A 23,542-nucleotide genomic window follows, 5' to 3' on the forward strand; every position below is an offset into this window, starting at 1 on the left:
TAAATATATTTAACCGAAATTTGTGGTTCTATTACGCGCGAATGAGATTTTTAATCCTCCTTTTTTTATTCTTGGCCTCGTTTCGAGGGATTGCCCAACAAACTCCCCAGTTTTCTCAATTCATGATGAATCGGTTTTTGTACAATCCGGCATTTGCAGGTTTTGAAGATTATTGGGATGTGCAATCGGGTTTTCGAACACAATGGACTGGGATAAATACGGCGAATCGGACGTTTTATACAACGGCCAACTTTGCCTTTGACAAATCAGATCGCACGTCGACGGGCATTACGCCGTACATGTCAAAAACGATTCGTCGGAACTATTCACCTACCTACATTCGCAAGAAAACGCGCAAAGTGAATTTCCACCAGGGCGTAGGTATGCAATTACTTTCTGATCAAATCGGCCCTGTCACGAGTATGTCACTCAGCGGCACGTATGCGTATCATTTATCCTTGGGTGGGGAGCGAAAATTAGCGACAGGCGGGTCGATTGGATATTATCAGCGAGTTCTTGACATGACAAATTTCAATGTTCGAGATGCAGGCGATCCGTTTATTACCTATTCGAATTCATCTGGCTTACCCGCAGGGAGGATTTCAGGAGGGCAATCGCTGATTAATGTAGGAGCTTTGTATTATACGCGTAAATTTTACGTGGGATTATCTGCAAACCAACCAGTTTTTGGGGATTTCTTCTTCACTAATAAAAGTAGCGATAATGGCCAGGCAACCCGCGATGCGATTTATGACCCATTGATTGCTGAGGTCTCTGCAGATGAAACAATTGATCCGGATCGGAAACTTTGGTTATTAGCTCAATTGAATTTTAAGAAAAATGGGGCAACTCAATGGATGGGTACTGTTGCGCCAACCGTCTTTTTCCAGGCTGGTGGCGATATCCGGTCTGGGGAACATTGGACCTATTCGCCGGCCGTGTTAGTCAAATACATGAAGGGGGCGACGCTAGTAGCAGAGGCCAATATGCGCGTGAAGTATGATGAGCAATTCTGGGTAGGCGGTACGTATCGCCATAAAGATGCGATTGGTATCATGGTGGGTGCGCATGTGTCCAATGCCCTAAATTTGACCTATGTGTATGAAATGCATTCCAACGGATATGCGCGTCAGTCGATGGGATCGCACGAAATTGTCTTAGGGATGAAATTCCGGAATCGGATTTTCATGTCAAATCCAGCCTATTAATTTTTTCGAAAAGAATCGTACGCCTCTGGCGGAACAGGACTGTCAATTTCGGGTGATTTAACAGCCGGTTGCTCCCAATCTAAATAGCCTCTTTTCCAAGCAAAAGCTAGTCCAAGGGCAAGAATGCCCACAAAAATTAACATTTCTACTAGTGCAAATGAAGACCAAGCTGGGGCTGCTGCCATCAGTGATTTGTCTCGAAATACGACAGCCCAAGGAAATAAAAAGATTAATTCTACTTCAAATAAAACGAAGAGTAAGGCGATTACGTAAAAGCGTGGATTGAAACGGGTATTGGCATTTCCGCTAGGCTCTTCGCCGGATTCATAGGTACTTAATTTTTCCTCATTTGGCCTGTTTGGACGAACGAATCGCGCGAGCGTTAACACGAATGCTAAGAATAAAACACCAGCCAAAATGAAAGCGGCTACATAGCCAAACTGCTCGATCATCCTATTTTCGTAATTTCAAATACCCTTTAACAACTGTAAACGTAGTAATTCCCAGGAAAAACAAAATGATGTACTGGACGTAATTGATAATCCAAGGGAAATGTTGGCCCATATAATACCCACCCGCCACTAAACTACCTACCCACATGGCACCGCCAACAAAGCTAAGCACAATAAAACTATACCAGGGCATGTGGCTGATACCCGCTAAAATGGGCGTAAAGGTGCGGACAACAGGCAAGAATCGGGAAATGACTAAGGCCATAAACCCATACTTCTCGAAAAAGTCGCGTGTTGACTCCAAATGCTTTTTCTTAAAGAAGAAACTATCGGGTCTGCGTTGTAATGAATTGCCAAAAAAACGGCCAAATAAATAACCGAGTAGCGAGCCGATGACGGCAGCCAGGAAAATGCTAATTAAGATTGTCGACAAGGGTTCCTTCAATACCCCGGTTCCACCAAAAACTCCAGTTAAAAAGAGTAAGTAATCTCCGGGAAGGAAAAAGGCGAAAAATAAACCGTTTTCAGCAAAAACAATCAGTGTAATTACCAGAAGGCCAGAGCGAATGATCGTTTCCGAGTCCGTGAGCTGATGCCACAAAAGATTTATTTCATCCATAATTTGTTAAACCCAAAATAGGGTTCTGCCAAGCTCCCATAATATTTTCAAAATGGGAGCCTAAATATCCAATAAATTTCGAATTTTTTCTACATTTGGGCTATGAAAAATGCGTTAGGCCTTTTATTGTTCATACTTTTCTTCTCCGGTAGTCTGATCCCGAAGGTAGGTTTAGAGCAATCGTTTAAGGCAAATGAATTACTCAAGCATTTTCAAGATCATCAAAAATTGAGTCCCCAAGGCATTAGTTTTACCGATTTCCTTTGGCTGCATTACGCCGCTGACTCCAAGCACACCAAAACCACGAAACATCCTACCCTTCCCGCATTCGATATGAGTGGGGCCATGGGCTATGTGTTACCAAGTTTTTCTTTATTATTTCTGATCCCATTAGCACTAGCCTACGTCGTTCGCGCGCGTGCTCGCTGGGAAAACCAATATCAATTCTCGTATGTTCGCGTACTGATCGCGCCGCCCCGGGCCTAAAAATCATTCTGATTTTTTTAGGTTACATAAACGAGCAATATGATTAATTCCATTATTTCATTTAGTATTCGAAACAAATTGGTAGTATCCCTTTTTGTATTCGGTCTGATCGCATGGGGAGGCTATTCTTTAAGCAAACTTCCCATCGATGCCCTGCCTGACATCACGTCTAATCAGGTTCAAGTGATTACCCAATCTCCTGCCTTGGCTGCGTCCGAAGTAGAGAAATTTGTCACGTACCCGCTGGAGATTTCCCTAAGAACCATTCCCAATGTCAAAGACATTCGGTCCGTTTCGCGCATGGGATTGTCCATCATTACCGTGGTTTTTGACGATGCTGTGGCTATGGAGGTGGCGCGCCAACAAGTCTCTGAGAAGCTTAAGGGTGCAGAACCATACCTCTTAAAAGGCGCTGGTGTGCCCGAAATGGCACCTATAACGACTGGTTTGGGGGAATTTTACCAATATACCTTAGAGGTTGATCCTGCTTTTGAAGATCAATATTCCTTAGCTGATTTACGCACCTACCAAGACTGGATTGTGAAACGCCAATTGCTGGGTATCCCCGGTGTTGTGGAAGTCAGTTCATTTGGTGGACATCTAAAGCAATATGAAGTTGCCGTGAATCCAGAGCGTTTACGTGCCTTGGGGATTCAGGTAAACCAAGTATTTACCGCCTTACAAAATAGCAATTCCAATTCTGGGGGTAGCTACCTAGAGAAAGGTACGGATGTCTATTTCATCCGCTCAGAAGGAATGCTGACTTCGCTAGCTGATATTGAGCAAGTGGTGGTTGCCCAACGTGGCCCCGGTGGAATGCCGGTGCTCGTGCGCGATGTGGCGACCGTGCAATTCGGGAAAGCGATGCGCTATGGAGCGATGACCCGGAATGGAAAAGGAGAGGTTGTGGGTGCTGTGATGTTGTTGCTGAAAGGCGCCAGTGCGAATAATGTCGTTAAGGATGTCAAGGTGCGTATGGATGAGATTCAGAAAACAATGCCACAAGGGATTAAAATTGTGCCCTTTTTGGACCGAAGTGTGTTGATTGGGAAGTCCATTTCGACGGTGGAGAAGAACTTGATTGAAGGAGGTCTTATTGTCGTATTTATTCTGGTGTTGTTGCTCGGCAACTGGCGAGCAGGTTTAATCGTAGCGTCAGTTATTCCTTTGAGTTTGTTATTCGCCTTTGCGCTGATGCATATTTTTGGTGTTTCTGCTAACCTCATGAGTTTGGGGGCAATTGACTTTGGGTTGATTGTGGATGGTGCGGTGATCATTGTAGAATCGATTATTCATCGACTGCACATACATCGAAAGGGTGAGGTGCTGAGCCAACAAGCCATGGATGAGGAGGTTACGATCTCCGCGCAAGCCATATTCCAGTCGGCAGCATTCGGAGTAATCATCATTTTAATTGTCTATTTCCCCATCATGGCTTTGGGAGGTATCGAGGGGAAAATGTTCCGCCCGATGGCCCAAACAGTGAGTTTTGCGATTATTGGGGCATTGATTTTGTCTTTGACCTATGTCCCGATGGTATCGGCGATGTTCCTCAATAAAAAGATAAGCCATGAAGTTACGATGGCGGATCGCATCATGAACTTCTTATATCGGGGATATAAACCTATGGTGGATTGGGCATTGCAAAAACGTAAGGAAGTGGTCATTGCATCGGTACTGTTACTATCCGGTAGTTTATATGTATTCTCCACGTTGGGAGGCGAGTTTATTCCCGAATTAAATGAGGGGGATTTTGCGGTGGAAGTCGTCTTGCCTACCAATGCATCCTTGAGCCAAAGCATACATATCAATACGGAAGCCCAGAAATTATTGCTGAAGGAATATCCAAATGAAATCAAGCAAGTGGTCTCGCGCATTGGTGCATCTGAAATCCCCACAGACCCGATGGGAATTAATGCTTGTGATTTACTGATCATCTTGAAAGACCCGAAGGAGTGGACGAAGGCGGAGACGATGGAGGAGCTTGAGGCGAAGATGGATGAATCCTTAAATGCATTTCCAGAAGTGAATTTTGAATTTACTCAACCGATTCAAATGCGGTTTAACGAGTTAATTGCTGGGGTAAAGTCGGACATCGCCATTAAAATTTTTGGGGAGGACTTGGAAGAATTGTTCACTCATGCGACAGACGCAGCCCGATTTATTCGTAAGGTAGAAGGCGTCGGAGACATTAAAGTGCAGCAAATCGATGGCATACCTCAGCTGGTCGTGAAATATGATCGGGCTAAAATGGCCCAATATGGGATTGAAGTCGAAACGGTAAACCAACTCATCAAAACGACTTTTGCGGGGGAGACAGCTGGGATTGTGATGGAAGGCGAAAAGCGGTTTGATTTAGTGGTTCGGATGGATAGTGCACATCGGACAGATATCCAAAATCTACGCGAATTGTATGTGGAGCGTCCGGAAGGAGCACCGATTCCGTTGCAGGAAATTGCGCAGGTCGACTTTGAAAATGCGCCGGTGGAGATTTCGCGGGATAATACGCACCGTCGGATTACGATCGGAATTAACGTCCGCAATCGGGACGTGGAGAGTGTCGTAGCTGATATTCAACAGATCATGAAAGATAAAGTAGTTTTACCGGCAGGTTATTATGTGACCTATGGAGGAACGTTTGAAAACCTTCAAGCCGCGAAATCACGTTTGGGTCTCGTTGTGCCTATCGCGCTTGTACTTATTTTCGTTTTACTTTTCTTCACATTTCAGTCGATCACGGAGGCAGCGATTATTTACCTCGCGATACCACTTTCAGCCATTGGAGGCATATTTGCTTTGTGGTTACGTGACATGCCTTTCTCCGTTTCTGCGGGGATTGGATTTATTGCGTTGTTTGGCGTGGCGGTGTTAAACGGCATTGTCTTGCTGTCTTATTTTAAGCAATTGGCATCCGAAGGACTCTCTGTCGCTGAGCGCTTGCAAAAGGGCTTGGAGTTACGATTCCGACCTGTGATTATGACGGCATCGGTGGCATCTTTAGGCTTTTTGCCCATGGCGCTCAGTACTTCTCCAGGAGCTGAGGTGCAACGGCCATTGGCCACGGTGGTGATTGGCGGTTTGATCACGGCGACGTTCTTGACGCTCGTTGTGATTCCGGTGGTATATTCGATTTTGATGACTCGTCGAGAGCGTAAATTGAAGGCGAATACCTCTGCGCTAACCCTTTTAATCTTGTTATTCGGTTTTGGTATTTCGGCGCAAACGCCACGTTTATCTCTAGATCAATGTTTGGAAATCGCGACTAAAAACAATGCTTTATTGAAAACTGGCAACTTAGAGGTGCAGACGGCCCAGGACCTGATCGCCACAGGCCGCGAATTGCCTAAGGGGACATTGGATTTTCAGTATGGGAAAACGCAAACCTACTTTAGTCAAGATTATACCGTTATCGCAAATCAAAGTATCCCTTGGCCTTCCTTACTAAAGGCACAGGTGAAAGCGTTGACGGCTCAAAAACTGTTGGCAGAAAAACGCTTACAAATGACCCGTAATTTAGTTTTGGCGTCTGTTAAGTGGACCTATTCCCAAATCTTGTTGCAGAAAAGGCAGTTGGAGTACCTCCAAGTACAAGACAGCATGTATGTCCAAATGAAGCGTGCGGCGACGCTTAAGTTTAAGGAGGGTGAAACGGGTAAGCTAGAATTGGTGGCTGCGGAGGCGCGCTTGCGGGAGTTCCAACAAAAGCAAAAAGCGCTGTTTTTAGACATGAAAGCTACCTATCAGCAGTTGGGCTATTGGCTAAATCGGTCTGAACCTTTTGAAATTCAGGGATTGGAAAAAATCACCTTGGTCCTTTCAACGCGTAAAGATTTGTCGGCCGCGCCCTATGTTCAAATGCTGAATGAGCAAATTGAGCAAGGGAAATTGCAAACGGAGGTGGAGCGTAAAAAGTTGATGCCTGATATCCGTTTGGGTGTAGTCTCGCAAAGTATTGAAAATCAAGGGGGGCAAAATTATGTACAAGCGGGGTTGTCCATTCCTATTTTTACGAAGGGCCAAAAGGCACGGGTGGCTGCGGCAAAAAGTCAGGAACAGGTTTATGCGAGCCAAAAGGAACAGGGAGTTGCTCAGGTTACGGCTGAGCTTTCGGGGTATTTGACCCAGCTAGAAAAGTACCTAGGTTCGTTGCAATATTACCAAGAGACAGGTTTAGCGCAAGCGGCTTGGCTGGAGAAAACGGCTTTGAAGAGTTACCAACAAGGCGAAATTGAATATGTGGAGATGCTGGCAAATACGCAGCAGGCTTGGCAAATTCGGGAACAATATTTACAGGAGGTTTTGGCGTATAACCAATCCATCATTCAAATCGAAACTATTTTAGGCAATGAATAAGTACATCATTTTATTAATCGCAGTGATTGCCGCAAGTTGTGGCAAGAAAGAAACGGCTGAGGAGGCGCAAGCCCCTAGTGTCATCCAGTTAAGTGCAGATCAAAAGCAGCGCGCGGGAATCGTATTAGGGCAGTTGGAGCAGCGCGAGATCTCGGAACGCATTTCATGTACGGGTTTGGTCGATGTGCCACCTATCTCACAAGCGTCCGTTTCTATCCCTATTTCGGGGTATGTTAAATCTACGTTTGAATTATTGCCTGGCAAGCAGGTAGCGAAGGGCCAAATTTTAGCTACCCTAACCAGCTTAGATTTTATTCAAATGCAGCAGGAATATTTGCAGGCACAAAGTCAAATGAGTTTATTGGTTTCCGAGCGTTCGCGCCAGCAGGTCTTGCAGGCGGAGGAAGTGGGATCCAAGAAAAAGTTCCAACAGTCGGAGGCGGATCTAGGTAATTTACAGGCCTTAACTAAGTCGTTGGCCTTAAAATTAGAGATTTTGGGATGTGACATGAAGTCTTTAGCGCAGGGAAATATTAGTTCGACCTTGGTCGTTAGATCTCCGATAGACGGGTATATCGATGAGCAGTTTTTGGCGATAGGCAAGTTTGTGTCTCCTACGGATGTATTGGTTAAGATTGTGGGTGTGGCGCATAAACATATCGAATTAAAGGTATTTGAGCGGGATTTGGCGAAAATCAAGTTGGGTCAAGTGATTGAATTTAGTGGCAATGGGATGACGGCGAAGGCCAAAGTATTTTTAGTAGGTAAACAGGTAGATTTGACAACACGGCTGACGCCTATCCATGGGCATTTTGTGTCGGAGGCAGCGGAGGCTAATTTTACGATTGGTCAATTTGTGAATGCGGAGATTCAGGTGGGGGCCCAACGGATGTTGACCATTCCCCAAGCCGGTTTAGCGCGCGTGGGCAAAGGTGGGTTTATTTATGTGGAGCTGGCGAATGGGTCGATGAAGCAAATTCCTGTTGAGGTTCGAGGAGCGACCCAGGAGTATGTGGGCATCATTCCGAAACAAGCATTGCCAGCTGGCCAGGTCGTGTTACAAGGCGCATCGGCGTTGGAAGCTATTTTTGCTAAAGATTAAGGTATAAATCCTTGCCAGTGCGGGTAGGCTTTCCAGGACGTAGGGATTTCAATTTCTTGGTCGAATAGACCAAAAAGTGTTGATCCTGATCCACTCATGGCGGCATACATTGCCCCGAGGTCGTATAATTCGGTTTTAATCTGCGCGAGTTGTGGATATGTTGGAAAGAGGCTTCCTTCAAAATCATTGGAGAGGGCCTCTTTCCACGTTTGTGGCGGTTGGCTTATGACTTGCTTGATTTTGATCGGGGCCTTTTTGGGCTTGATACCAGCAAATGCTTCTTGGGTCGATATCCCAAAATTAGGGTAGATCAACACGAGGTATTTCCCTGATAAATTTAGGTCGACAGGTTCAAGAACTTCACCCCTTCCGGTACCTATTTGTGCTTGCGGGTTTAAAAAAAAGGCACAATCGCTTCCAAGTTGAGCTGCGTAGGGAAGCAAGTCGGCATCTGTCAGGGGCAATTTAAACAAGTCACGTAATCCCTTCAGTGTAAAGCTAGCGTCAGAAGATCCTCCACCGAGACCAGCACCCATTGGAATGACTTTGTGTAGGTGAATGTGTACAGGAGGAATTTTATAGTCGGCCTTAAGTGACTCATAGGCTCTAAAACATAGGTTTTTCGTGACAGGGCCCTCAATGGCTAGACCGCTTGAGGTAAACGTAAATGACTCACTTTCGGTTATTTCAAGTAGGTCGGCCCAAGGAACATGTACGAAGCATGTTTCCAGATTATGAAACCCATCGGGACGTTTTTTGGTAATGTAGAGGCCAAGGTTAATCTTGGCGTTTGGGAATAGGATCATATTAATCTTCTAACATATTTTCGATCCACGTGAGTTTCAGGATGAGACTTAGTAGATAAAAGGCACAGGCTGCTATAAAAAATGAGAATGCGGATGATACGTGTTCCTCGTCGCGGATAATCAGTTTTCTAGATTTTTCGAGTTTGTCAATTTCGTTAAAAATTGCTTGCAAGGTGGATTGATCTGTGGCACGGAAGAAGCGGCCGTTTGACTTGCTTGCGATTTGTCGGAGTGTTGTTTCGTCTACGGGGTCGAGTGATGGTTTTTGACTTCCCACGGCAATGGTATAAACTTTAATGCCAAATGTTTTAGCGAGTGCAGCTGAGGTGAGCGGATCTAAATTCCCGGCTGTATTGTTTCCGTCACTAATTAAAATGTTGATTCTTTTCGGGTTGGCTTCTTCGCGTACCTGATTTATACTCATGCCGAGCGCATCTCCGAGTGCGGTACCTTCCTCCGGAATTTGGTCGGTTTGCAGGCGGTCAATACTGTGTTGTAAGAAGGCGGTATCTTGGGTGAGTGGGCTGGCTAAGTAGGGAGCTCCTGCGAATGCCACGATGGCAATATTGTCGTATTTACGTGCTTTGATGAAGCTTTTTGCGTTTTGTTTGGCTACTTCTAGGCGGGATGGATATACGTCTTTATTGAGCATGGACGAGGATAGGTCAATGGCAATAACGATTTCGACTCCTTCTTGTTGGATTCGCTGGTGGTACACGACCTGATAAGGATCTGCCAAAGCAAAGATTAAGCAGACCAGGCAAAGGCTGAGTACGGTATCGGGGATGAAACTAAGTAGCCGCGTTAATTTATTTTGTTTGATTGGTTTGATGAAAGATAGGACAACTTTTGATTTGCTGTTGCGTCGAATTAGGTAGCGAATTAACAGTAAAATGAGCGGAAGGGGAAGTAGGTAGAGGAATAATTCATGCTCCCATCGATACACGAAAATCGATTCCAATAGGTTCCAAAAAGATTTCAGGCTTGGTATCATCCGTTCTTTTTCTCCAGGCTAATTTTTTCGCGCTCGGTTAAGTACAAAGATTGAGCAATTTCGGTCAGTAATTTAACTGCGTCTACTGTTTTTTCGGAAAAATTGCCTCCATAGATAGCTGAATCTACCTCTTTAAGAACTTTAACTAAACGTTTGTCTTTGAGGTTGTCGACCATTTCCGTGGTTGTGAACGTAGAAAATGGAAGTTTGGTTAAGTTTTCCAAGTAGTTTTTCCAAAGCGAAAAGGCATTTTCAAGGTTTTGAAGTCCTTTATTTGTGTTCGAAATGTTTCGTTGGAGCCGCTGGAATGAGCGCTTGAATTCAATGTTTTTGCGCCAAAGCAGGTAGATACGCAACCCACGTTCAATGCGATTTCCAAAAAGCCAATAGACAAGACCAATGAGTATGATGAGACTTGCGCCTCCCCAGAGTACATTTTTCACGTCTGCTTTGGGTTGAAGCGGCGGGATCGGAATGGTTTGATACAACGAATCCAGGTCGATCGATTTCGCATTGGGCACTAATCGCTTTAAAAAGATGGTATCAGGTTTGTCGGCCAGTAAGGTACAATCAGCATCAGCCCAGGTATACACGGGAATTTGGAGTAGTTGGTAGTCCTCAATCGAAAACGATTTGAAGGTATATACGGCTGAATCTACGCTTAAATTTCCTTGGGTTTTGGTGGTAAAATAGTCTTTTTTAACGGGTTGTAATTGGCCAAACCGTTGGTTAATGCTTGGGAAGAATATTTCTTGCCCTTTTGGATGAATGACGCGGAGGCTATAATGGATGTCTTGGCCAATTTTGGCAGAGTCTTCGATGAATTGCCCCTTGATTTGAACAGGTTTGTTTTGCATCATCTTCTAACTCTAAAAAGTTTAACTAGGGCTGGCACAAAGTCCTTTCCTGTTTCGACGGAAACATAATCTGCTTGCCACTGTTTGCACATTTGTTTTAGGCCTTGAATGCGGCTTGTATTGTCAACCAAAAGAGATTTAAATGATTTGGTGGACGTATTGATGTAGGACGTCGTTCTGCTTTCCGGATCATATACAGGGATAATGCCAAAATTTGGCATGTTGATTTCTGTTTGATCATGTACTTGGATGACGATTAGGTCGTGTTTTTTTGCGACGGCTTTGAGTAGGTCTTCATATCCTTCGTCCAAAAAATCAGAAAGTACGAAAACGATACTTTTTCGGTTTAATGTTTGCAGGGCAAATCGGAGGCCTGACTTAATATCGGTGCCCGTATTTTCAGGGTTTAATTTAAAAAGCTCTGAAATAACGCGGTATCCATGTTTTTTCCCGGAGCCGGGAGCCATGAATTTTTCAATTTTATCTGAATAGGCGCAAAAGCCAATGTGCCCTGCTTCTTGGATGGCAGAGAACGCGAGTACGCCGGCGACTTCTTTGAGGGTGTTTAATTTAGAGATTTGTTCTCGGCCTACGAGTAAAGATGCGCTTGTGTCGATGAGGAAGAAGACGGTTTGTTCTTTCTCTTCTTTGAATAGTTTGACGTAGGTTCCGTGTCCTTTGGCGGTTGTGTTCCAGTCGATGTGCCTAATGTCGTCTCCGTAGTGGTATTGTCGTAGGTCGCTGAATTCTAATCCTGATCCTTTAAAAACGGAGGAAAAGTTGCCATGCATTTGGGTATTGATCGCTTTTCTGATGCGAATTTCCAATTGCACAATCCGGGAAAGAAATGATCGAATATCCATTTCTGTAATCAGGTATTTTGGCTTAGAATGGCGCTAAATTACCTATTTTTTGGGCAATTTGAATGAAATCCGAGAAAAGCTTTCTAATTTAAGCCTTTATTTGACAGATGAAATTAGGCTATTTAGTGCTATTTGTGGGTCTGCTGGGCTGTTCCGAATTGGGCAAGCCTGAGCGTATAGAGGAAAAGAAAATGGCGCAGATTTTGGCAGATATTCATATCGATGAGGCAAATATTAGCTCTATGGGTGTCACCAACATGGATTCAAGTTTGTTGATGTACCATTTCCTCGAAAAAAAGACATTGAAGCGTCATGGAGTGGATTCCCTTACGTTTGTTAAGAGTTTGGAATCTTATGCCAAAGAGCCTAAGGATTTTATTCAATTATATAATGAGGTGAAGCTCGTGGTGGCAGAAAAACGCAAAAAAGCGCAGCGTCGTTAAACATGAAAATTGCTATACTTTTGCTATTAAATTTTTCGATTATGGCCCAAATGCCATTCCTTCAAGGTCATCGCGGTTGCCGCGGATTATTTCCAGAAAATTCATTACCTGCTTTTGAACATGCGTTAGGCATGGGCGTTCAGGTGCTTGAGATGGATGTATGTCTTTCAGCTGATGGTCAGGTTGTGGTGAGTCATGAGCCATATATGAATTCGTTGTATGCAAGTCATCCGTCGGGGGAACCGGTGTTGAAGTCGGAGGAAAGTGCATTGAATTTGTTTCGAATGACTTATGCGGAGATTCGAACGTATGATGTGGGCAAGCGTGGGAATCGACTGTTTCCGGAGCAACGCGCGGTGGCGGCAGTTAAGCCTTTATTGCGAGATGTGCTAGCGATGGGTGAGGCATTTCGAAAGAAAACAGGAAAGCCTATTTACTATAATATTGAGATTAAGTCGGATCCGGCTGAATATGGCAAATCTCAACCTGCGGCTGTAGCGGATTTCTCGAAGGCGGTACACGCGGTGATTGCGGAGGCGGTTGATTGGAAGTTTGTGGTTTTGCAGAGTTTTGATTTTGATGTACTTCGGTATTGGAATAAGGTTTGGCCAAAGGTCAGCTTGTCGGCTCTAGTCGATAACGAATCGCCTTCACACGTAGTGACGGAATTGGGCTTTACGCCAGCGATTTACAGTTCAAGTTATAAGCAGTTGGATGCTTCGAGGATTGCGTATTGTCATTCGAATGGGATGCAGGTGATTCCGTGGACCGTAAACGCTCGGGTGGATATTCAAAAAATGATTGATTTAGGGGTAGACGGTTTGATTACTGATTACCCGGACCGTTCGCCCAAACTTCCTTAGATGTCCTTATTTAATGAGACTTTATTGTGGTTTATGAAGCGGCGCATGCCGCGGATTGAGGCTATGTATGAGCGTCCATTGGATTTGCAGTATGATGGTTTGACTCGATTAATTACGGATGGTCGGGATACAGAGTGGGGGCGCACCTATGGATATGCGGATTTCAATTCGTATGCGACGTTTCGCGAACGGGTACCTATTTCGACGTATGAGGAATTGTTTCCTTACATCGAGCGCATGATGCAAGGGGAGCAACAAGTGTTGTGGAATTCGCCAATTTCTTGGTTTTCCAAATCGTCGGGGACCACGAATGCGCGGAGTAAGTTTATTCCTGTTTCGAAGGAATCTTTGGAGGAGTGTCACATGATGGGAGGCAAGGACATGATAACCTTGTTGATTCAAAATAAGCCAGAAACCAAGATATTTGAGGGGAAGGGATTGTCTATTGGGGGGAGTTTGTCATCGGATACGATGAATTCACGGATGCTGATGGGAGATGTGTCTGCGGTTGTGATGAAGAATTTGCCGATATGGGCGCAGATGATTCGGACGCCGTCGTTGGATGTGGCGTTGATGGGGGATTGGGATCAGAAGATTGAGAAGATGGCTTTGGAGACGTCTCAAGAGAATGTGACGAGTATTTTAGGTGTTCCCACGTGGACATTGGTGTTGATTGAGAAGATATTGGAGATTACAGGGAAGCGTTCGATTTTGGAGGTTTGGCCTAATTTTGAGTTTTTGGTTCATGGGGCGGTGGCTTTTGGGCCGTATCGAGATTTATTTCAGTCGCATGTTTTCCCGTCGTCGGAGGTTCGCTTTTTGGAAATTTATAATGCGTCGGAGGGTTTTTTTGGCATTCAGGATGATTTGAGTCGTCCGGATGAGATGTTGCTGATGCTAGACTATGGCATATTTTACGAGTTTATTCCGATGGGGGAAACGGGTGAGGAGATGGAATCGATTGTGCCGCTGGAGCAGGTGGAATTGGGGGTGAATTATGCCATGGTGATTACAACGAATTCGGGGTTATGGCGGTATAAGATTGGGGATACGGTTCGTTTTACGTCCTTGAGTCCTTTTCGCGTGAAGATTTCGGGTCGGACGAAGCATTTTATTAATGCGTTTGGGGAGGAATTGATTATTGAGAATGCGGAGCGGGCGATTGCACGGGCTTGTCGTTCAACGGATGCGGAGATGAAGGATTATACGGCGGCACCGGTGTATATGGATGGGGGGAAACGTGGGAGTCATGAATGGGTGGTTGAATTTTCAAAAGCACCGAAAGATTTGTGTACCTTTGCGGCTGTGCTGGATCAGACCTTACGGGAAAGCAATTCGGATTATGATGCGAAGCGTTCGTATGATTTGGTTTTAGGTCCTCCGGTTGTCCATGCGGCTCCTCAGGGGACATTTTATGGCTGGATGCGGAGTCGCGGAAAGTTGGGTGGTCAGCACAAGGTACCTCGTTTGAGTAATCATCGGGAATTTATAGACGGAGTTTTAGCTCATATTAATCAATAACATGGCATTAAAAGAAACAATTGAGGCGGGCATCAAAGATGCGATGCGTGCAAAAGATGCAGATCGTTTACGTGCGTTGCGTGCGATTAAATCGATGATTTTATTGGAGGAGACTTCGGGTGCTTCGGAAGGTGGCATTTCTGCGGATGCGGAGATGAAAATTTTGATGAAGGCGGCGAAGCAGCGTAAGGATTCGTTGGAGGTTTATGTGGCTCAAAATCGTCCAGATTTGGCGGAGAAGGAGCAGGCGGAGTTGACGATTATTGAGGAGTTTTTGCCCAAGCAATTATCCGATTCAGAATTGACGACGCGTATTGCTGAGATTATTGCTTCGGTGGGAGCGTCTAGTCCGGCGGATATGGGGAAAGTGATGGGTGTTGCGTCGAAGCAGTTGGCTGGTTTAGCAGATGGTAAGGCGATTTCTGCCAAAGTGGGTGAATTATTGAAAAAATAACATGGTATTGGAGAAGCGGGCGATACGGAATTTGAGTTTGGAGATGCTGAAGCAGGAAATGGTTCAGCATGGGGAGCCTGCGTTTCGCGCCAAACAAGTATATGAGTGGATTTGGAAGAAGTCGGCCCGCTCGTTTGAGGCGATGGGGAATATTCCTAAGTCGACGCGCGAGTGGTTGGCTGCCAACTTTGACTTACAATGTGTAACGACTTCGGAGATGCAGGTGAGTACGGACCGCACGATTAAGTCGAGTTTTGCTTTGTATGATGATCATTTAATTGAGGGGGTTTTGATTCCGACGCGGGAGCGGATGACGGCGTGTGTTTCGTCGCAGGTGGGGTGTTCGTTGACCTGCAGTTTTTGTGCGACGGGGTATATGGATCGGAAGCGGAATTTGGAGGCGTTTGAGATTTATGATCAGGTGGTGTTGATTCGGGATCAGGCGCAGGAGAAATATGGAATTCCTTTGACAAATATTGTGTATATGGGGATGGGGGAGCCTTTATTGAATTATGCCAATGTGCTTAAGTCGGTGGAGATGATTACATCGCCGGAGGGTTTGGGGATGGCGTCGCGTCGGATTACGGTTTCGACGGCGGGGATTGCGAAGATGATTAAGAAGTTGGGCGATGATCAGGTGAAGTTTAATTTGGCCTTGTCGTTGCATGCGGCGAATGATGAGAAGCGGAATCGCATTATGCCGATTAATGAGTCGAATACGTTGGAGGCTTTGGCGGAGGCGTTGCGGTATTTTTATGAGAAGACGGAGAATGAGATTACGTTAGAGTACATCATGTTTAATAAGTTTAATGATTCGGTCGAGGATGCGCGGGAGTTGTATGAATTTGCGCGTCTTTTGCCTTGTAAGATTAATATAATTGAGTACAATCCGATTAAGCAGGCTGATTTTGTGAATGCGGAGGCGGATGCGTTGGCTAAGTTTACGGCGTTTTTGGAGAGTAAGAAGATGATTGTGAATGTCCGCCGATCGCGCGGCAAAGATATTGATGCGGCCTGTGGCCAGTTGGCCGGTAAAAAATAAGCCCATGAATGAGCTTTTCCCCATATTTTTAAAGTTGGACCGTTTGAACACGCTGGTCGTGGGGGGCGGGAATGTGGCGCTTGAGAAGGCGTCTGCGTTGTTGCGCAATTCGCCTGCCGCGCAGGTGACGTTGGTCGCACCGATGTTTCGTCCGGATACGCTAGAATTTTTAGCGGATTATCCGCAGGTTGTTTTATGTGAGCGTGGGTTCGAGTTGGCGGATTTGGATGGTCGGGATTTGGTGATTTGCGCGACAGATAATCGGGAGTTGCATGAGATGATTAATGAGACGTGTGCTGCGCGTCATTTACTGTGTAACGTTGCGGATACGCCGGACTTATGTGATTTTTATTTGGGTTCGATTGTGCAGAAGGGGGATTTGAAGATTGCGATATCCACGAATGGGAAGTCGCCTACTTTAGCGAAGCGGATTCGGGCGTTTTTGGAGGATGTGATTCCGGAGGAGATTCAGGAGGGGCTTGAGGGGATGGAGGCCGTGCGAAAGACGTTGAAGGGGGATTTTCAGGAGAAGATTCGGGTGTTGAATGAGCTGACGAAGGGGGTGATATTTCGGAAGTAGTCTTCTTACCTTTGCCAATCCTCCAAGGTTTGGCAAAGGTAGGGGGGAGAGCGGGGAAATTCAAGCTGTTTAAATAGAATATCAGGAACTTGATAACTTTTGAAATAGGTTATTTAGGCTTGCTTAATGTGCTTAGTTTTAGTGAAAAATCTAATCACTATGTCACATTTATCTCATTATTTGACTCGATTTGAGTCAGGCAAGTTTTATCACATTTATAATCGGGCCATTGATCGCAAGTTGATGTTTAAGTCGCGCTCGAATTATCATTATTTCATGTTGCTTTGGAAGCGTTACTTGGAAGGGTATTTGGATGTCGTTTCTTATAGTCTGAATGCAAATCATTATCATTTTTTAGTTCGCGTACGTTATTTCAGTCCTGAGCAGCTTATGGGGCGAACAGAACACGAATTAATTGCAGGGCAGTTTAAAATCTTCTTTCGAACTTATGCGTTGGCGTTCAACAAGAATCATGTTCGTACTGGGTCGTTATTTGAAGGTCCATTCAAGCGGGTGCTTGTTGGCGACGACTATTATCTAACTTATCTGATTCATTACATTCATGCGAATCCGGAAAAGAATCATTTGTGTGCCGACTTTCGCACGTGGGATTGGAGTTCGTATAAATATATTGTTAAACCCAGTGAATCGGTGGTTGATCGAAAGTTTGTGTTGGACTGGTTTGGGAGTCTACGTGAGTTTACGCAATTTCATATGAAAGAAGATCAGGATGTTGATATTCGTTCTTTTTTGTCCGGAGATGAAGATTAAAAAATCTTAAAATCCCCTACCTTTGCCAAACCTTGGAGGATTGGCAAAGGTAAGAAAAAAGGGGGCTGCGCAGCAGCCCCCTTTTTAATTCAAATATCTCGAAAGATTATAAGTATTGGTTCGCGTTTGTGGCGTTCAAATCTTCGAAAGCAGTTTTTAAACGAGTAACTAATGCCTCTTCTGCTTTACGCAACCAAACACGTGGGTCATAGTATTTCTTGTTTGGAGAATCTTCGCCTGTTGGGTTGCCGATTTGACCTTGTAAGTAACCTTCGTTTGCTTTGTAGAATCCTAAAATACCGTCCCAGAATGCCCATTGTGTATCTGTGTCGATGTTCATTTTGATTGCACCATAAGATAGTGCCTCACGAATTTCTTCACGAGAAGAACCTGAACCACCGTGGAATACGAAGTTGATAGGTTTCTGAGCAGCTAGGCTATATTTCTCTTTGATGAATTCTTGCGAGTTCTTCAAGATTACGGGTTGCAATTTTACGTTACCTGGTTTGTAAACACCGTGTACGTTTCCGAATGCTGCTGCGATGGTGAAGCGGTGTGAGATTTTGCTCAATACCTCGTATGCGTAAGCTACTTCTTCAGGTTGGGTATATAATTTAGATGAGTCAACGTCAGAGTTGTCCACGCCATCTTCTTCACCACCAGTTACACCTAGCTCGATTTCAAGTGTCATGCCCATTTTGGACATACGCTCTAGGTATTTGGCACAGATTTCTAAGTTTTCTTCCAAAGGCTCTTCTGATAAGTCGATCATGTGGGAAGAAAATAGCGGTTGGCCAGTTTCAGCAAAGTATTTTTCGCCAGCGTCTAAAAGACCGTCTATCCAAGGTAAAAGTTTCTTAGCACAGTGGTCGGTGTGAAGGACAACTTGAACGCCGTAGGCTTTGGCCATTTGGTGAACGTGGTATGCGCCTGCGATTGAACCAGCTACGGCTGCAGCTTGATTTTCATTTGAAAGGGTTTTTCCAGCGTAGAAAATACCGCCACCATTTGAGAATTGGATGATTACGGGTGAGTTAACAGCTTTGGCAGCTTCTAATACTGCGTTTACTGTGTTAGTACCTGTAACGTTTACAGCTGGAAGGGCAAATTGGTTCTTTTTTGCGATCTCGAATAATTCCTGCACCGCATCTCCGTGCAATACTCCTGTTTGAGTGGATAAACTTGACATAATGATTTTTTTTCTTGGGAAATAAATATAAAGTACCTGATTTTCAGCAATTAAAGGCCAAAAATACTAAAATAAGTTCAATTTCTAGGCATGAAAATGAGAAAAATACAATTTTAGGGGAGTCGCAAGTCGTCAGTAGTCAGTAGTTAGTCCGAAGTCCGGAGTCCGGAGGGGAAAGTGGTCAGTCACCAGTCGCTAGTCACTAGTCGCTAGATTATAGCTAGAAGTAAATACACTTTGTCGTTGTTTTTCATTCTTACTTCGGACTGACTACTGACCACTGACTACTAACTCATAGTTATAAGTAAATAAACATTGTCCTTTTTTCCTTCGGACTTCGGACTGACTACTGACCACTGACTACTAACTCATATTTAGAAGTAAATAAACATTGTCCTTTTTTCCTTCGGACTTCGGACTCATCCCCTCCGGACTTCGGACTAGTGACTGATGACTAGCGACTGGCTACTTACTACTAGCCACTCCCCCCTAATTCCTTGATTTTCAAAATATTTTTACCCAACCTATTGCACGTGTTATTTTTTTCTGTACCTTTGCACTCCCGTTCGACAAACGTAGTTTTCAATTCCGAAAGAGGTTGGCAGAACTTCTCGAATTTATTCAAAACACAGAAATACGTGTCGAAACAGGTCTAAAATTGAGATAAGCTCGATTTTTGTGTCAGAACTGGTATTGATTTATGATCGCTGAATGCCCAGCCCATGAATTAAATATTAAGCTACACAAGGTGTTTTTCACTGTTATCCACAGTGGTGTCATCTTGTCGCCTTTTACCAATTCTGCTTTTTATTTAATGTGATTCTTAGATCGTTGCGAAACGATTTTGAATAAAAGTCTTACAACAAGCCTCGATAGCCTTGTAAGCATATTTTTTAATTATAAAAAAATACTATGTCTGGAATTATTGGTAAAAAAATCGGAATGACCAGCCTATACATGGAAGACGGAAGATCCGTTGCATGTACGCTGATTGAAGCCGGACCTTGCGTGGTTACGCAGGTGAAGACCGTTGAGAAAGAAGGCTATAACGCCGTTCAAATCGGTTATGGTGAGAAGAAGGATAAGCACACAACAAAATCATTGTTGGGTCACTTCAAAAAAGCAAACACGACTCCAAAGAAGAAACTTGTTGAATTTCGCACGTTTGAGCAGCCTTTAGCATTAGGGGATGTTTTAACTGTTGATATGTTAGAAGTTGAAACTTTTGTTGACGTAGTAGGTACTTCAAAGGGTAAAGGTTTCCAAGGTGTTGTTAAGCGTCACGGATTTGCCGGTGTGGGTGGTCAAACTCACGGTCAGCATAATCGTGGTCGTCACCCAGGTTCTATTGGAGCTTGTTCATTCCCATCTCGTGTATTCAAAGGTTTGCGTATGGCGGGTCGTACAGGAGGTAATCGTGTAAAGGTTCAAAACTTACAAGTTTTGAAGATCTATTCAGATAAGAACTTGTTAGTTGTTTCTGGATCAGTTCCTGGAGCTAAGAACTCATACGTAATCATTGAAAATTAAAATTCGGGCATAGCCTATAGACATTCTGAAGTATGGAATTATCAGTATATAACATCGCAGGAAAAGACACCGGAAAGAAAGTAACTCTTTCTGATGAGGTCTTTGGAATTGTTCCAAACGAGCATGTGGTTTACTTAGATGTGAAGCAATATTTAGCTAACCAACGTCAAGGAACTCACAAAGCTAAGGAGCGTGCAGAAGTTTCGCGTTCGACGCGTAAGATTAAGAAACAAAAAGGTACGGGTGGCGCGCGTGCGGGTTCGATGAAATCTCCTTTGATGAAAGGTGGTGGTCGTATCTTCGGTCCACGTCCACGTGATTACCATTTTAAATTGAATAAGAAAGTGAAGTCATTGGCGCGTCAATCTGCGTTAGCAGCAAAGGCTCAGTCAGGTGATATCGCGATTTTGGATACCGTATCATTTGATACACCAAAAACGAAAGCATACTTAGCTATGTTGAAAGCTCTTTCTTTAGACAACACAAAATCATTATTGATCACAAACGATGTGGACAAGAATGTGGTATTGTCTGGTCGTAATGTTCCAAAGGCTAAAGTTTCAAACGCGGCTGATGTGAATACATATGATTTGGTTAACGCATCGAAATTGTTAATCACGGTGGATGCGATCCAAAAAATTGAGTCAACATTTAGTAAATAATTTGCGGGACTTCGGTTCTGTTTAAACGAAATAAACAATGGGCATTATTAAACGTCCGGCCTTGACTGAAAAGTCGCAAGCCATGCAAGAAAAAGGCAAATACGTGTTTGTGGTTGAATTGACAGCAAACAAGATTGAAATTGCCAAGGAGGTTAAGAAAATGTACGGTGTCGATGTACAAGATGTACAAACGATGCGTCAAATTGGAAAAGTAAAATCCAAGAGCACGCGTACAAAAGTTACTTCAGGACGTACGTCTACAATTAAGAAGGCGATCGTTACAGTAGCAGCAGGTGAAGTAATTGACTTCTACCAAGGAATTTAATAAAAATAATTAAGGGGGTTCATCCCGATAAATTGAACTAATTAAATGGCAGCAATTAAAAAAATTAAACCAACTACTCCAGGACAGCGTCATCGCATTGCGCCGACGTTCGAGGAGATTACTACGGACAAGCCGTATAAGCCCCTTTTGGAGCCTATCAAGCGTACCGGTGGACGTAATGCAGATGGTCGTCGCTCGATGCGTTATATCGGTGGTGGTCACAAGCGTCGTTACCGTGTGATTGATTTCGCTCGTCAAAAGTTTGATGTACCTGCAACTGTTTTGACAGTTGAGTATGATCCAAACCGTACGTCACGTATCGCTTTGATCGAATATACAGATGGTGTTAAGACATATATCTTAGCTCCTGCAGGTATTCAAGTAGGCCAAACAGTTATCTCAGGTGAGTCAGTGGCTCCAGAAGTAGGTAACACATTGCCTTTGGCAAATATCCCTTTGGGTACATTAGTTCACGCGATTGAGTTGCAACCAGGTAGAGGAGCTGAAATGGTTCGTTCGGCTGGTACGTATGCTCAGTTGTTAGCGCGTGATGGAAAATATGCGACATTGAAGTTGCCTTCGGGTGAGATGCGTATGGTATTGGCTCGTTGTCTTGCGACAATTGGAACGGTATCTAACTCGGATCACATGAACGTTAACTTGGGTAAAGCAGGTCGTCATCGTTGGTTAGGTCGTCGTCCACGTGTTCGTGGTGTTGTAATGAACCCAGTCGATCACCCAATGGGTGGTGGTGAGGGTCGTTCATCAGGAGGTCACCCTCGTTCTCGTACCGGTTTATTGGCTAAGGGTAAGAAAACTCGTAATCCAAAAAAACACACTAATCGTCTTATCATCAGTAGAAGAAAAAAATAGTAGATGGCACGTTCACTAAAAAAAGGTCCTTACATTGATTACCGCCTTGATAACAAGGTTCAAGTTATGAATGATTCTGGCAAGAAGTCAGTAATCAAAACTTGGTCAAGACGTTCAATGATTTCTCCGGATTTCGTTGGTCACACATTCGCGGTTCACAATGGGAATAAATTTATTCCGGTTTATGTAACTGAGAACATGGTAGGTCACAAGTTAGGTGAGTTTTCACCGACGCGTAATTTCCGTGGTCACATTGCGAAAAAAGACAAAGGTAAAAGATAATAAAAAGACCAGCTGGTCTTGTAATCAATATTGAAAATGGAAGCAATTGCTAAATTAAGAAATGTTCCTACGTCGCCGCAGAAAATGCGTATTGTCGCAGACATGGTACGTGGACAGAAAGTATCCAAAGCGTTGGGTATCTTAAAATTTGAGCCCAAAGTTGGTGCGAAGGCTATCGAGAAATTATTACTCTCAGCCGTTTCTAACTGGCAAAACAAGCATGTGGATGCTAAAATTGAGGAATCAGATTTATTCATCAAAACGATCTTCGTTGATGGAGGAGCTTCAATCAAGCGTTTACGTCCTGCTCCGCAAGGAAGAGGTCACCGCATCTTGAAGCGTTCGAATCACATTACCATCGTAGTAGCTTCTTCGGCAGCTCCTATTTTGGCAGAAACTACAGCAGAATAATTAACTATTAGATAAAACAAGAAATGGGACAAAAAATTAACCCCGTTGGATTAAGATTAGGTATCGTAAGAGGTTGGGATTCTAACTGGTACGGAGGCAAGACATTTGCTGATAAACTAGTCGAAGACGAGAAAATCAGAAAATATGTTGCTGCTCGTATTCCAAAAGGCTCTATCTCTAAAGTTATTATTGAGCGGACTTTAAAGCGCATTACATTGACAATCAACACAGCTCGTGCTGGTGTGGTTATCGGTAAGCAAGGTGCTGAAGTTGACAAGGTAAAAGAAGAGTTAAAAGCAATCACAGGTAAGGATGTTCAAATCAACATCTTTGAGATTAAGCGTCCAGAAATCGATGCGAAATTGATCGGTGAGGCAATTGCTCAACAATTACAAGCTCGTATTTCTTTCCGTCGTGCGATGAAGCAAGCAATCGCTTCAGCGATGCGTGTAGGTGCTCAAGGAATCAAGTTGAAATTATCAGGTCGTTTAGGTGGTGCTGAAATGGCACGTTCTGAAGGATATAAGGAGGGACGTATTCCGCTTCATACGCTGCGTGCGGATGTGGATTATGCGATCTCAGAAGCGTTAACTGTTTACGGAAAGATCGGTATCAAGGTATGGGTATTCCGTGGTGAGGTTTTCGGTAAGCCAGATTTGTCGCCAAATGCGAACATGGGCTTGCAGTCTACAGCAGCAGATTCTCGCCCAGGTGACCGTGGTGGTCGTCCAGGTGACCGTGGTGGTCGCGGACGTCGTCCAGATGGTGATCAAGGTGGAGATCGTAACAAGGCAGGTGGTCCAGGAGCGGGTAACCGTGGTCGTGGTGGAAAACGCTAATTGCCTAAAATTAATTT

The 23,542-nt window shown here is 44.2% G+C and carries 25 protein-coding genes; 18 read left to right on the top strand and 7 right to left on the bottom strand.

Features of this window, described 5'->3' with window-relative positions; all coding sequences use genetic code 11:
* Positions 1-41: 41 nt before the first annotated feature.
* Positions 42-1,208 (top strand): PorP/SprF family type IX secretion system membrane protein, encoded by a 1,167-nt coding sequence (locus U0R10_RS08085; protein ID WP_377983457.1) that lies wholly within the window; start codon positions 42-44, stop codon positions 1,206-1,208.
* On the opposite strand, the gene U0R10_RS08090 is transcribed toward U0R10_RS08085, so the two are convergent.
* Positions 1,205-1,660 carry an NADH-quinone oxidoreductase subunit A gene (locus U0R10_RS08090; protein WP_377983458.1) on the bottom strand — a complete coding sequence of 152 codons (456 nt, stop codon included), beginning with the start codon at positions 1,658-1,660 and terminating at the stop codon, positions 1,205-1,207. The two genes, U0R10_RS08085 and U0R10_RS08090, sit on opposite strands and share 4 nt — an antisense overlap.
* A 1-nt stretch (position 1,661) precedes the next feature.
* Positions 1,662-2,279, bottom strand: coding sequence for a DedA family protein (locus U0R10_RS08095; protein ID WP_377983459.1), 618 nt, complete (start codon positions 2,277-2,279; stop codon positions 1,662-1,664).
* A gap of 102 nt (positions 2,280-2,381) precedes the next feature.
* Here U0R10_RS08095 and U0R10_RS08100 point away from each other — a divergent pair, with 102 nt between their 5' ends.
* Genes U0R10_RS08100 through U0R10_RS08110 form a run of 3 tightly spaced genes read left to right on the top strand, consistent with a single transcriptional unit; the run spans position 2,382 to position 8,220 of the window.
* Positions 2,382-2,765, top strand: a complete 384-nt coding sequence (locus U0R10_RS08100; RefSeq protein ID WP_377983460.1) for a hypothetical protein — start codon at positions 2,382-2,384, stop codon at positions 2,763-2,765.
* Between the two features lie 39 nt (positions 2,766-2,804).
* Positions 2,805-7,118: a CusA/CzcA family heavy metal efflux RND transporter gene (locus tag U0R10_RS08105; RefSeq protein ID WP_377983461.1), complete on the top strand. Its 4,314-nt coding sequence runs from the start codon at positions 2,805-2,807 to the stop codon at positions 7,116-7,118.
* Positions 7,111-8,220 carry an efflux RND transporter periplasmic adaptor subunit gene (locus U0R10_RS08110; protein ID WP_377983462.1) on the top strand — a complete coding sequence of 370 codons (1,110 nt, stop codon included), beginning with the start codon at positions 7,111-7,113 and terminating at the stop codon, positions 8,218-8,220. The genes U0R10_RS08105 and U0R10_RS08110 overlap by 8 nt, the downstream gene beginning before the upstream one ends.
* Here the strand turns inward: U0R10_RS08110 and ispE are convergent.
* Genes ispE through U0R10_RS08130 form a run of 4 tightly spaced genes read right to left on the bottom strand, consistent with a single transcriptional unit; the run spans position 8,217 to position 11,740 of the window.
* Positions 8,217-9,026 (bottom strand): 4-(cytidine 5'-diphospho)-2-C-methyl-D-erythritol kinase, encoded by an 810-nt coding sequence (gene ispE / locus U0R10_RS08115; protein ID WP_377983463.1) that lies wholly within the window; start codon positions 9,024-9,026, stop codon positions 8,217-8,219. The genes U0R10_RS08110 and ispE overlap by 4 nt on opposite strands.
* A 1-nt stretch (position 9,027) precedes the next feature.
* Complete coding sequence (locus tag U0R10_RS08120) at positions 9,028-9,987, bottom strand: VWA domain-containing protein (protein ID WP_377983464.1); 960 nt, start codon at positions 9,985-9,987, stop codon at positions 9,028-9,030.
* Positions 9,988-10,016: 29 nt separating this feature from the next.
* Positions 10,017-10,880, bottom strand: coding sequence for a hypothetical protein (locus U0R10_RS08125; protein WP_377983465.1), 864 nt, complete (start codon positions 10,878-10,880; stop codon positions 10,017-10,019).
* Entirely contained in the window at positions 10,877-11,740 is an 864-nt protein-coding gene (locus U0R10_RS08130; RefSeq protein ID WP_377983466.1) for a DUF58 domain-containing protein, read from the bottom strand. The genes U0R10_RS08125 and U0R10_RS08130 overlap by 4 nt, the downstream gene beginning before the upstream one ends.
* Before the next feature lie 107 nt (positions 11,741-11,847).
* Here U0R10_RS08130 and U0R10_RS08135 point away from each other — a divergent pair, with 107 nt between their 5' ends.
* The 7 genes from U0R10_RS08135 to U0R10_RS08165 all read left to right on the top strand — a co-directional run bounded on the left by U0R10_RS08135 (position 11,848) and on the right by U0R10_RS08165 (position 17,414).
* Entirely contained in the window at positions 11,848-12,183 is a 336-nt protein-coding gene (locus U0R10_RS08135; RefSeq protein ID WP_377983467.1) for a DUF4296 domain-containing protein, read from the top strand.
* Positions 12,184-12,185: 2 nt separating this feature from the next.
* Positions 12,186-13,046, top strand: coding sequence for a glycerophosphodiester phosphodiesterase family protein (locus U0R10_RS08140; protein WP_377983468.1), 861 nt, complete (start codon positions 12,186-12,188; stop codon positions 13,044-13,046).
* Positions 13,047-14,567, top strand: a complete 1,521-nt coding sequence (locus U0R10_RS08145) for a GH3 auxin-responsive promoter family protein (RefSeq protein WP_377983469.1) — start codon at positions 13,047-13,049, stop codon at positions 14,565-14,567. It begins immediately after the preceding gene.
* A gap of 1 nt (position 14,568) precedes the next feature.
* Positions 14,569-15,021, top strand: coding sequence for a GatB/YqeY domain-containing protein (locus U0R10_RS08150; RefSeq protein ID WP_377983470.1), 453 nt, complete (start codon positions 14,569-14,571; stop codon positions 15,019-15,021).
* Between the two features lies 1 nt (position 15,022).
* Positions 15,023-16,063 carry a dual-specificity RNA methyltransferase RlmN gene (gene rlmN / locus U0R10_RS08155; RefSeq protein WP_377983471.1) on the top strand — a complete coding sequence of 347 codons (1,041 nt, stop codon included), beginning with the start codon at positions 15,023-15,025 and terminating at the stop codon, positions 16,061-16,063.
* 4 nt (positions 16,064-16,067) lie between these two features.
* Positions 16,068-16,643: a precorrin-2 dehydrogenase/sirohydrochlorin ferrochelatase family protein gene (locus U0R10_RS08160; RefSeq protein ID WP_377983472.1), complete on the top strand. Its 576-nt coding sequence runs from the start codon at positions 16,068-16,070 to the stop codon at positions 16,641-16,643.
* A gap of 159 nt (positions 16,644-16,802) precedes the next feature.
* On the top strand, positions 16,803-17,414 hold the full coding sequence (locus tag U0R10_RS08165) for a transposase (protein ID WP_377983473.1): 612 nt from the start codon (positions 16,803-16,805) through the stop codon (positions 17,412-17,414).
* 106 nt (positions 17,415-17,520) lie between these two features.
* Here U0R10_RS08165 and fbaA read toward each other — a convergent pair whose 3' ends face one another.
* On the bottom strand, positions 17,521-18,603 hold the full coding sequence (gene fbaA, locus U0R10_RS08170; protein ID WP_377983474.1) for a class II fructose-bisphosphate aldolase: 1,083 nt from the start codon (positions 18,601-18,603) through the stop codon (positions 17,521-17,523).
* 912 nt (positions 18,604-19,515) lie between these two features.
* Between fbaA and rplC the strand changes: the two genes are divergently transcribed.
* Genes rplC through rpsC form a run of 7 tightly spaced genes read left to right on the top strand, consistent with a single transcriptional unit; the run spans position 19,516 to position 23,525 of the window.
* A complete protein-coding gene (gene rplC, locus U0R10_RS08175) occupies positions 19,516-20,133 on the top strand; it encodes a 50S ribosomal protein L3 (RefSeq protein ID WP_377983475.1) in 618 nt (205 codons plus the stop codon).
* 32 nt (positions 20,134-20,165) lie between these two features.
* A complete protein-coding gene (gene rplD, locus U0R10_RS08180; RefSeq protein ID WP_377983476.1) occupies positions 20,166-20,795 on the top strand; it encodes a 50S ribosomal protein L4 in 630 nt (209 codons plus the stop codon).
* 37 nt (positions 20,796-20,832) lie between these two features.
* A complete protein-coding gene (rplW, locus tag U0R10_RS08185; RefSeq protein WP_377983477.1) occupies positions 20,833-21,120 on the top strand; it encodes a 50S ribosomal protein L23 in 288 nt (95 codons plus the stop codon).
* Positions 21,121-21,165: 45 nt separating this feature from the next.
* A complete protein-coding gene (rplB, locus tag U0R10_RS08190) occupies positions 21,166-21,993 on the top strand; it encodes a 50S ribosomal protein L2 (RefSeq protein ID WP_377983478.1) in 828 nt (275 codons plus the stop codon).
* A gap of 3 nt (positions 21,994-21,996) precedes the next feature.
* Positions 21,997-22,275, top strand: coding sequence for a 30S ribosomal protein S19 (gene rpsS, locus U0R10_RS08195; RefSeq protein WP_377983479.1), 279 nt, complete (start codon positions 21,997-21,999; stop codon positions 22,273-22,275).
* A 36-nt stretch (positions 22,276-22,311) separates the two neighbouring features.
* Entirely contained in the window at positions 22,312-22,686 is a 375-nt protein-coding gene (rplV, locus tag U0R10_RS08200; protein ID WP_377983480.1) for a 50S ribosomal protein L22, read from the top strand.
* Between the two features lie 23 nt (positions 22,687-22,709).
* Positions 22,710-23,525, top strand: coding sequence for a 30S ribosomal protein S3 (gene rpsC, locus U0R10_RS08205; protein ID WP_377983481.1), 816 nt, complete (start codon positions 22,710-22,712; stop codon positions 23,523-23,525).
* Positions 23,526-23,542: the final 17 nt, after the last annotated feature.

The organism is Aquirufa avitistagni (assembly GCF_042715545.1).
Classification (GTDB): domain Bacteria; phylum Bacteroidota; class Bacteroidia; order Cytophagales; family Spirosomataceae; genus Aquirufa; species Aquirufa avitistagni.

Excerpts from the sequence above, each read along its gene's own strand:
- U0R10_RS08140 (WP_377983468.1), top strand. The coding sequence starts at position 12,186 with ATGAAAATTGCTATACTTTTGCTATTAAATTTTTCGATTATGGCCCAA.
- U0R10_RS08100 (WP_377983460.1), top strand. The coding sequence starts at position 2,382 with ATGAAAAATGCGTTAGGCCTTTTATTGTTCATACTTTTCTTCTCCGGT.
- rpsS (WP_377983479.1), top strand. The coding sequence starts at position 21,997 with ATGGCACGTTCACTAAAAAAAGGTCCTTACATTGATTACCGCCTTGAT.
- U0R10_RS08110 (WP_377983462.1), top strand. The coding sequence starts at position 7,111 with ATGAATAAGTACATCATTTTATTAATCGCAGTGATTGCCGCAAGTTGT.
- U0R10_RS08150 (WP_377983470.1), top strand. The coding sequence starts at position 14,569 with ATGGCATTAAAAGAAACAATTGAGGCGGGCATCAAAGATGCGATGCGT.
- U0R10_RS08165 (WP_377983473.1), top strand. The coding sequence starts at position 16,803 with ATGTCACATTTATCTCATTATTTGACTCGATTTGAGTCAGGCAAGTTT.
- rplB (WP_377983478.1), top strand. The coding sequence starts at position 21,166 with ATGGCAGCAATTAAAAAAATTAAACCAACTACTCCAGGACAGCGTCAT.
- U0R10_RS08145 (WP_377983469.1), top strand. The coding sequence starts at position 13,047 with ATGTCCTTATTTAATGAGACTTTATTGTGGTTTATGAAGCGGCGCATG.
- U0R10_RS08125 (WP_377983465.1), bottom strand. The coding sequence starts at position 10,880 with ATGATGCAAAACAAACCTGTTCAAATCAAGGGGCAATTCATCGAAGAC.
- rpsC (WP_377983481.1), top strand. The coding sequence starts at position 22,710 with ATGGGACAAAAAATTAACCCCGTTGGATTAAGATTAGGTATCGTAAGA.
- rplD (WP_377983476.1), top strand. The coding sequence starts at position 20,166 with ATGGAATTATCAGTATATAACATCGCAGGAAAAGACACCGGAAAGAAA.
- U0R10_RS08090 (WP_377983458.1), bottom strand. The coding sequence starts at position 1,660 with ATGATCGAGCAGTTTGGCTATGTAGCCGCTTTCATTTTGGCTGGTGTT.
- fbaA (WP_377983474.1), bottom strand. The coding sequence starts at position 18,603 with ATGTCAAGTTTATCCACTCAAACAGGAGTATTGCACGGAGATGCGGTG.
- rplC (WP_377983475.1), top strand. The coding sequence starts at position 19,516 with ATGTCTGGAATTATTGGTAAAAAAATCGGAATGACCAGCCTATACATG.
- U0R10_RS08160 (WP_377983472.1), top strand. The coding sequence starts at position 16,068 with ATGAATGAGCTTTTCCCCATATTTTTAAAGTTGGACCGTTTGAACACG.
- U0R10_RS08095 (WP_377983459.1), bottom strand. The coding sequence starts at position 2,279 with ATGGATGAAATAAATCTTTTGTGGCATCAGCTCACGGACTCGGAAACG.
- U0R10_RS08105 (WP_377983461.1), top strand. The coding sequence starts at position 2,805 with ATGATTAATTCCATTATTTCATTTAGTATTCGAAACAAATTGGTAGTA.
- U0R10_RS08130 (WP_377983466.1), bottom strand. The coding sequence starts at position 11,740 with ATGGATATTCGATCATTTCTTTCCCGGATTGTGCAATTGGAAATTCGC.
- rplW (WP_377983477.1), top strand. The coding sequence starts at position 20,833 with ATGGGCATTATTAAACGTCCGGCCTTGACTGAAAAGTCGCAAGCCATG.
- U0R10_RS08085 (WP_377983457.1), top strand. The coding sequence starts at position 42 with ATGAGATTTTTAATCCTCCTTTTTTTATTCTTGGCCTCGTTTCGAGGG.
- rlmN (WP_377983471.1), top strand. The coding sequence starts at position 15,023 with ATGGTATTGGAGAAGCGGGCGATACGGAATTTGAGTTTGGAGATGCTG.
- U0R10_RS08135 (WP_377983467.1), top strand. The coding sequence starts at position 11,848 with ATGAAATTAGGCTATTTAGTGCTATTTGTGGGTCTGCTGGGCTGTTCC.
- ispE (WP_377983463.1), bottom strand. The coding sequence starts at position 9,026 with ATGATCCTATTCCCAAACGCCAAGATTAACCTTGGCCTCTACATTACC.
- rplV (WP_377983480.1), top strand. The coding sequence starts at position 22,312 with ATGGAAGCAATTGCTAAATTAAGAAATGTTCCTACGTCGCCGCAGAAA.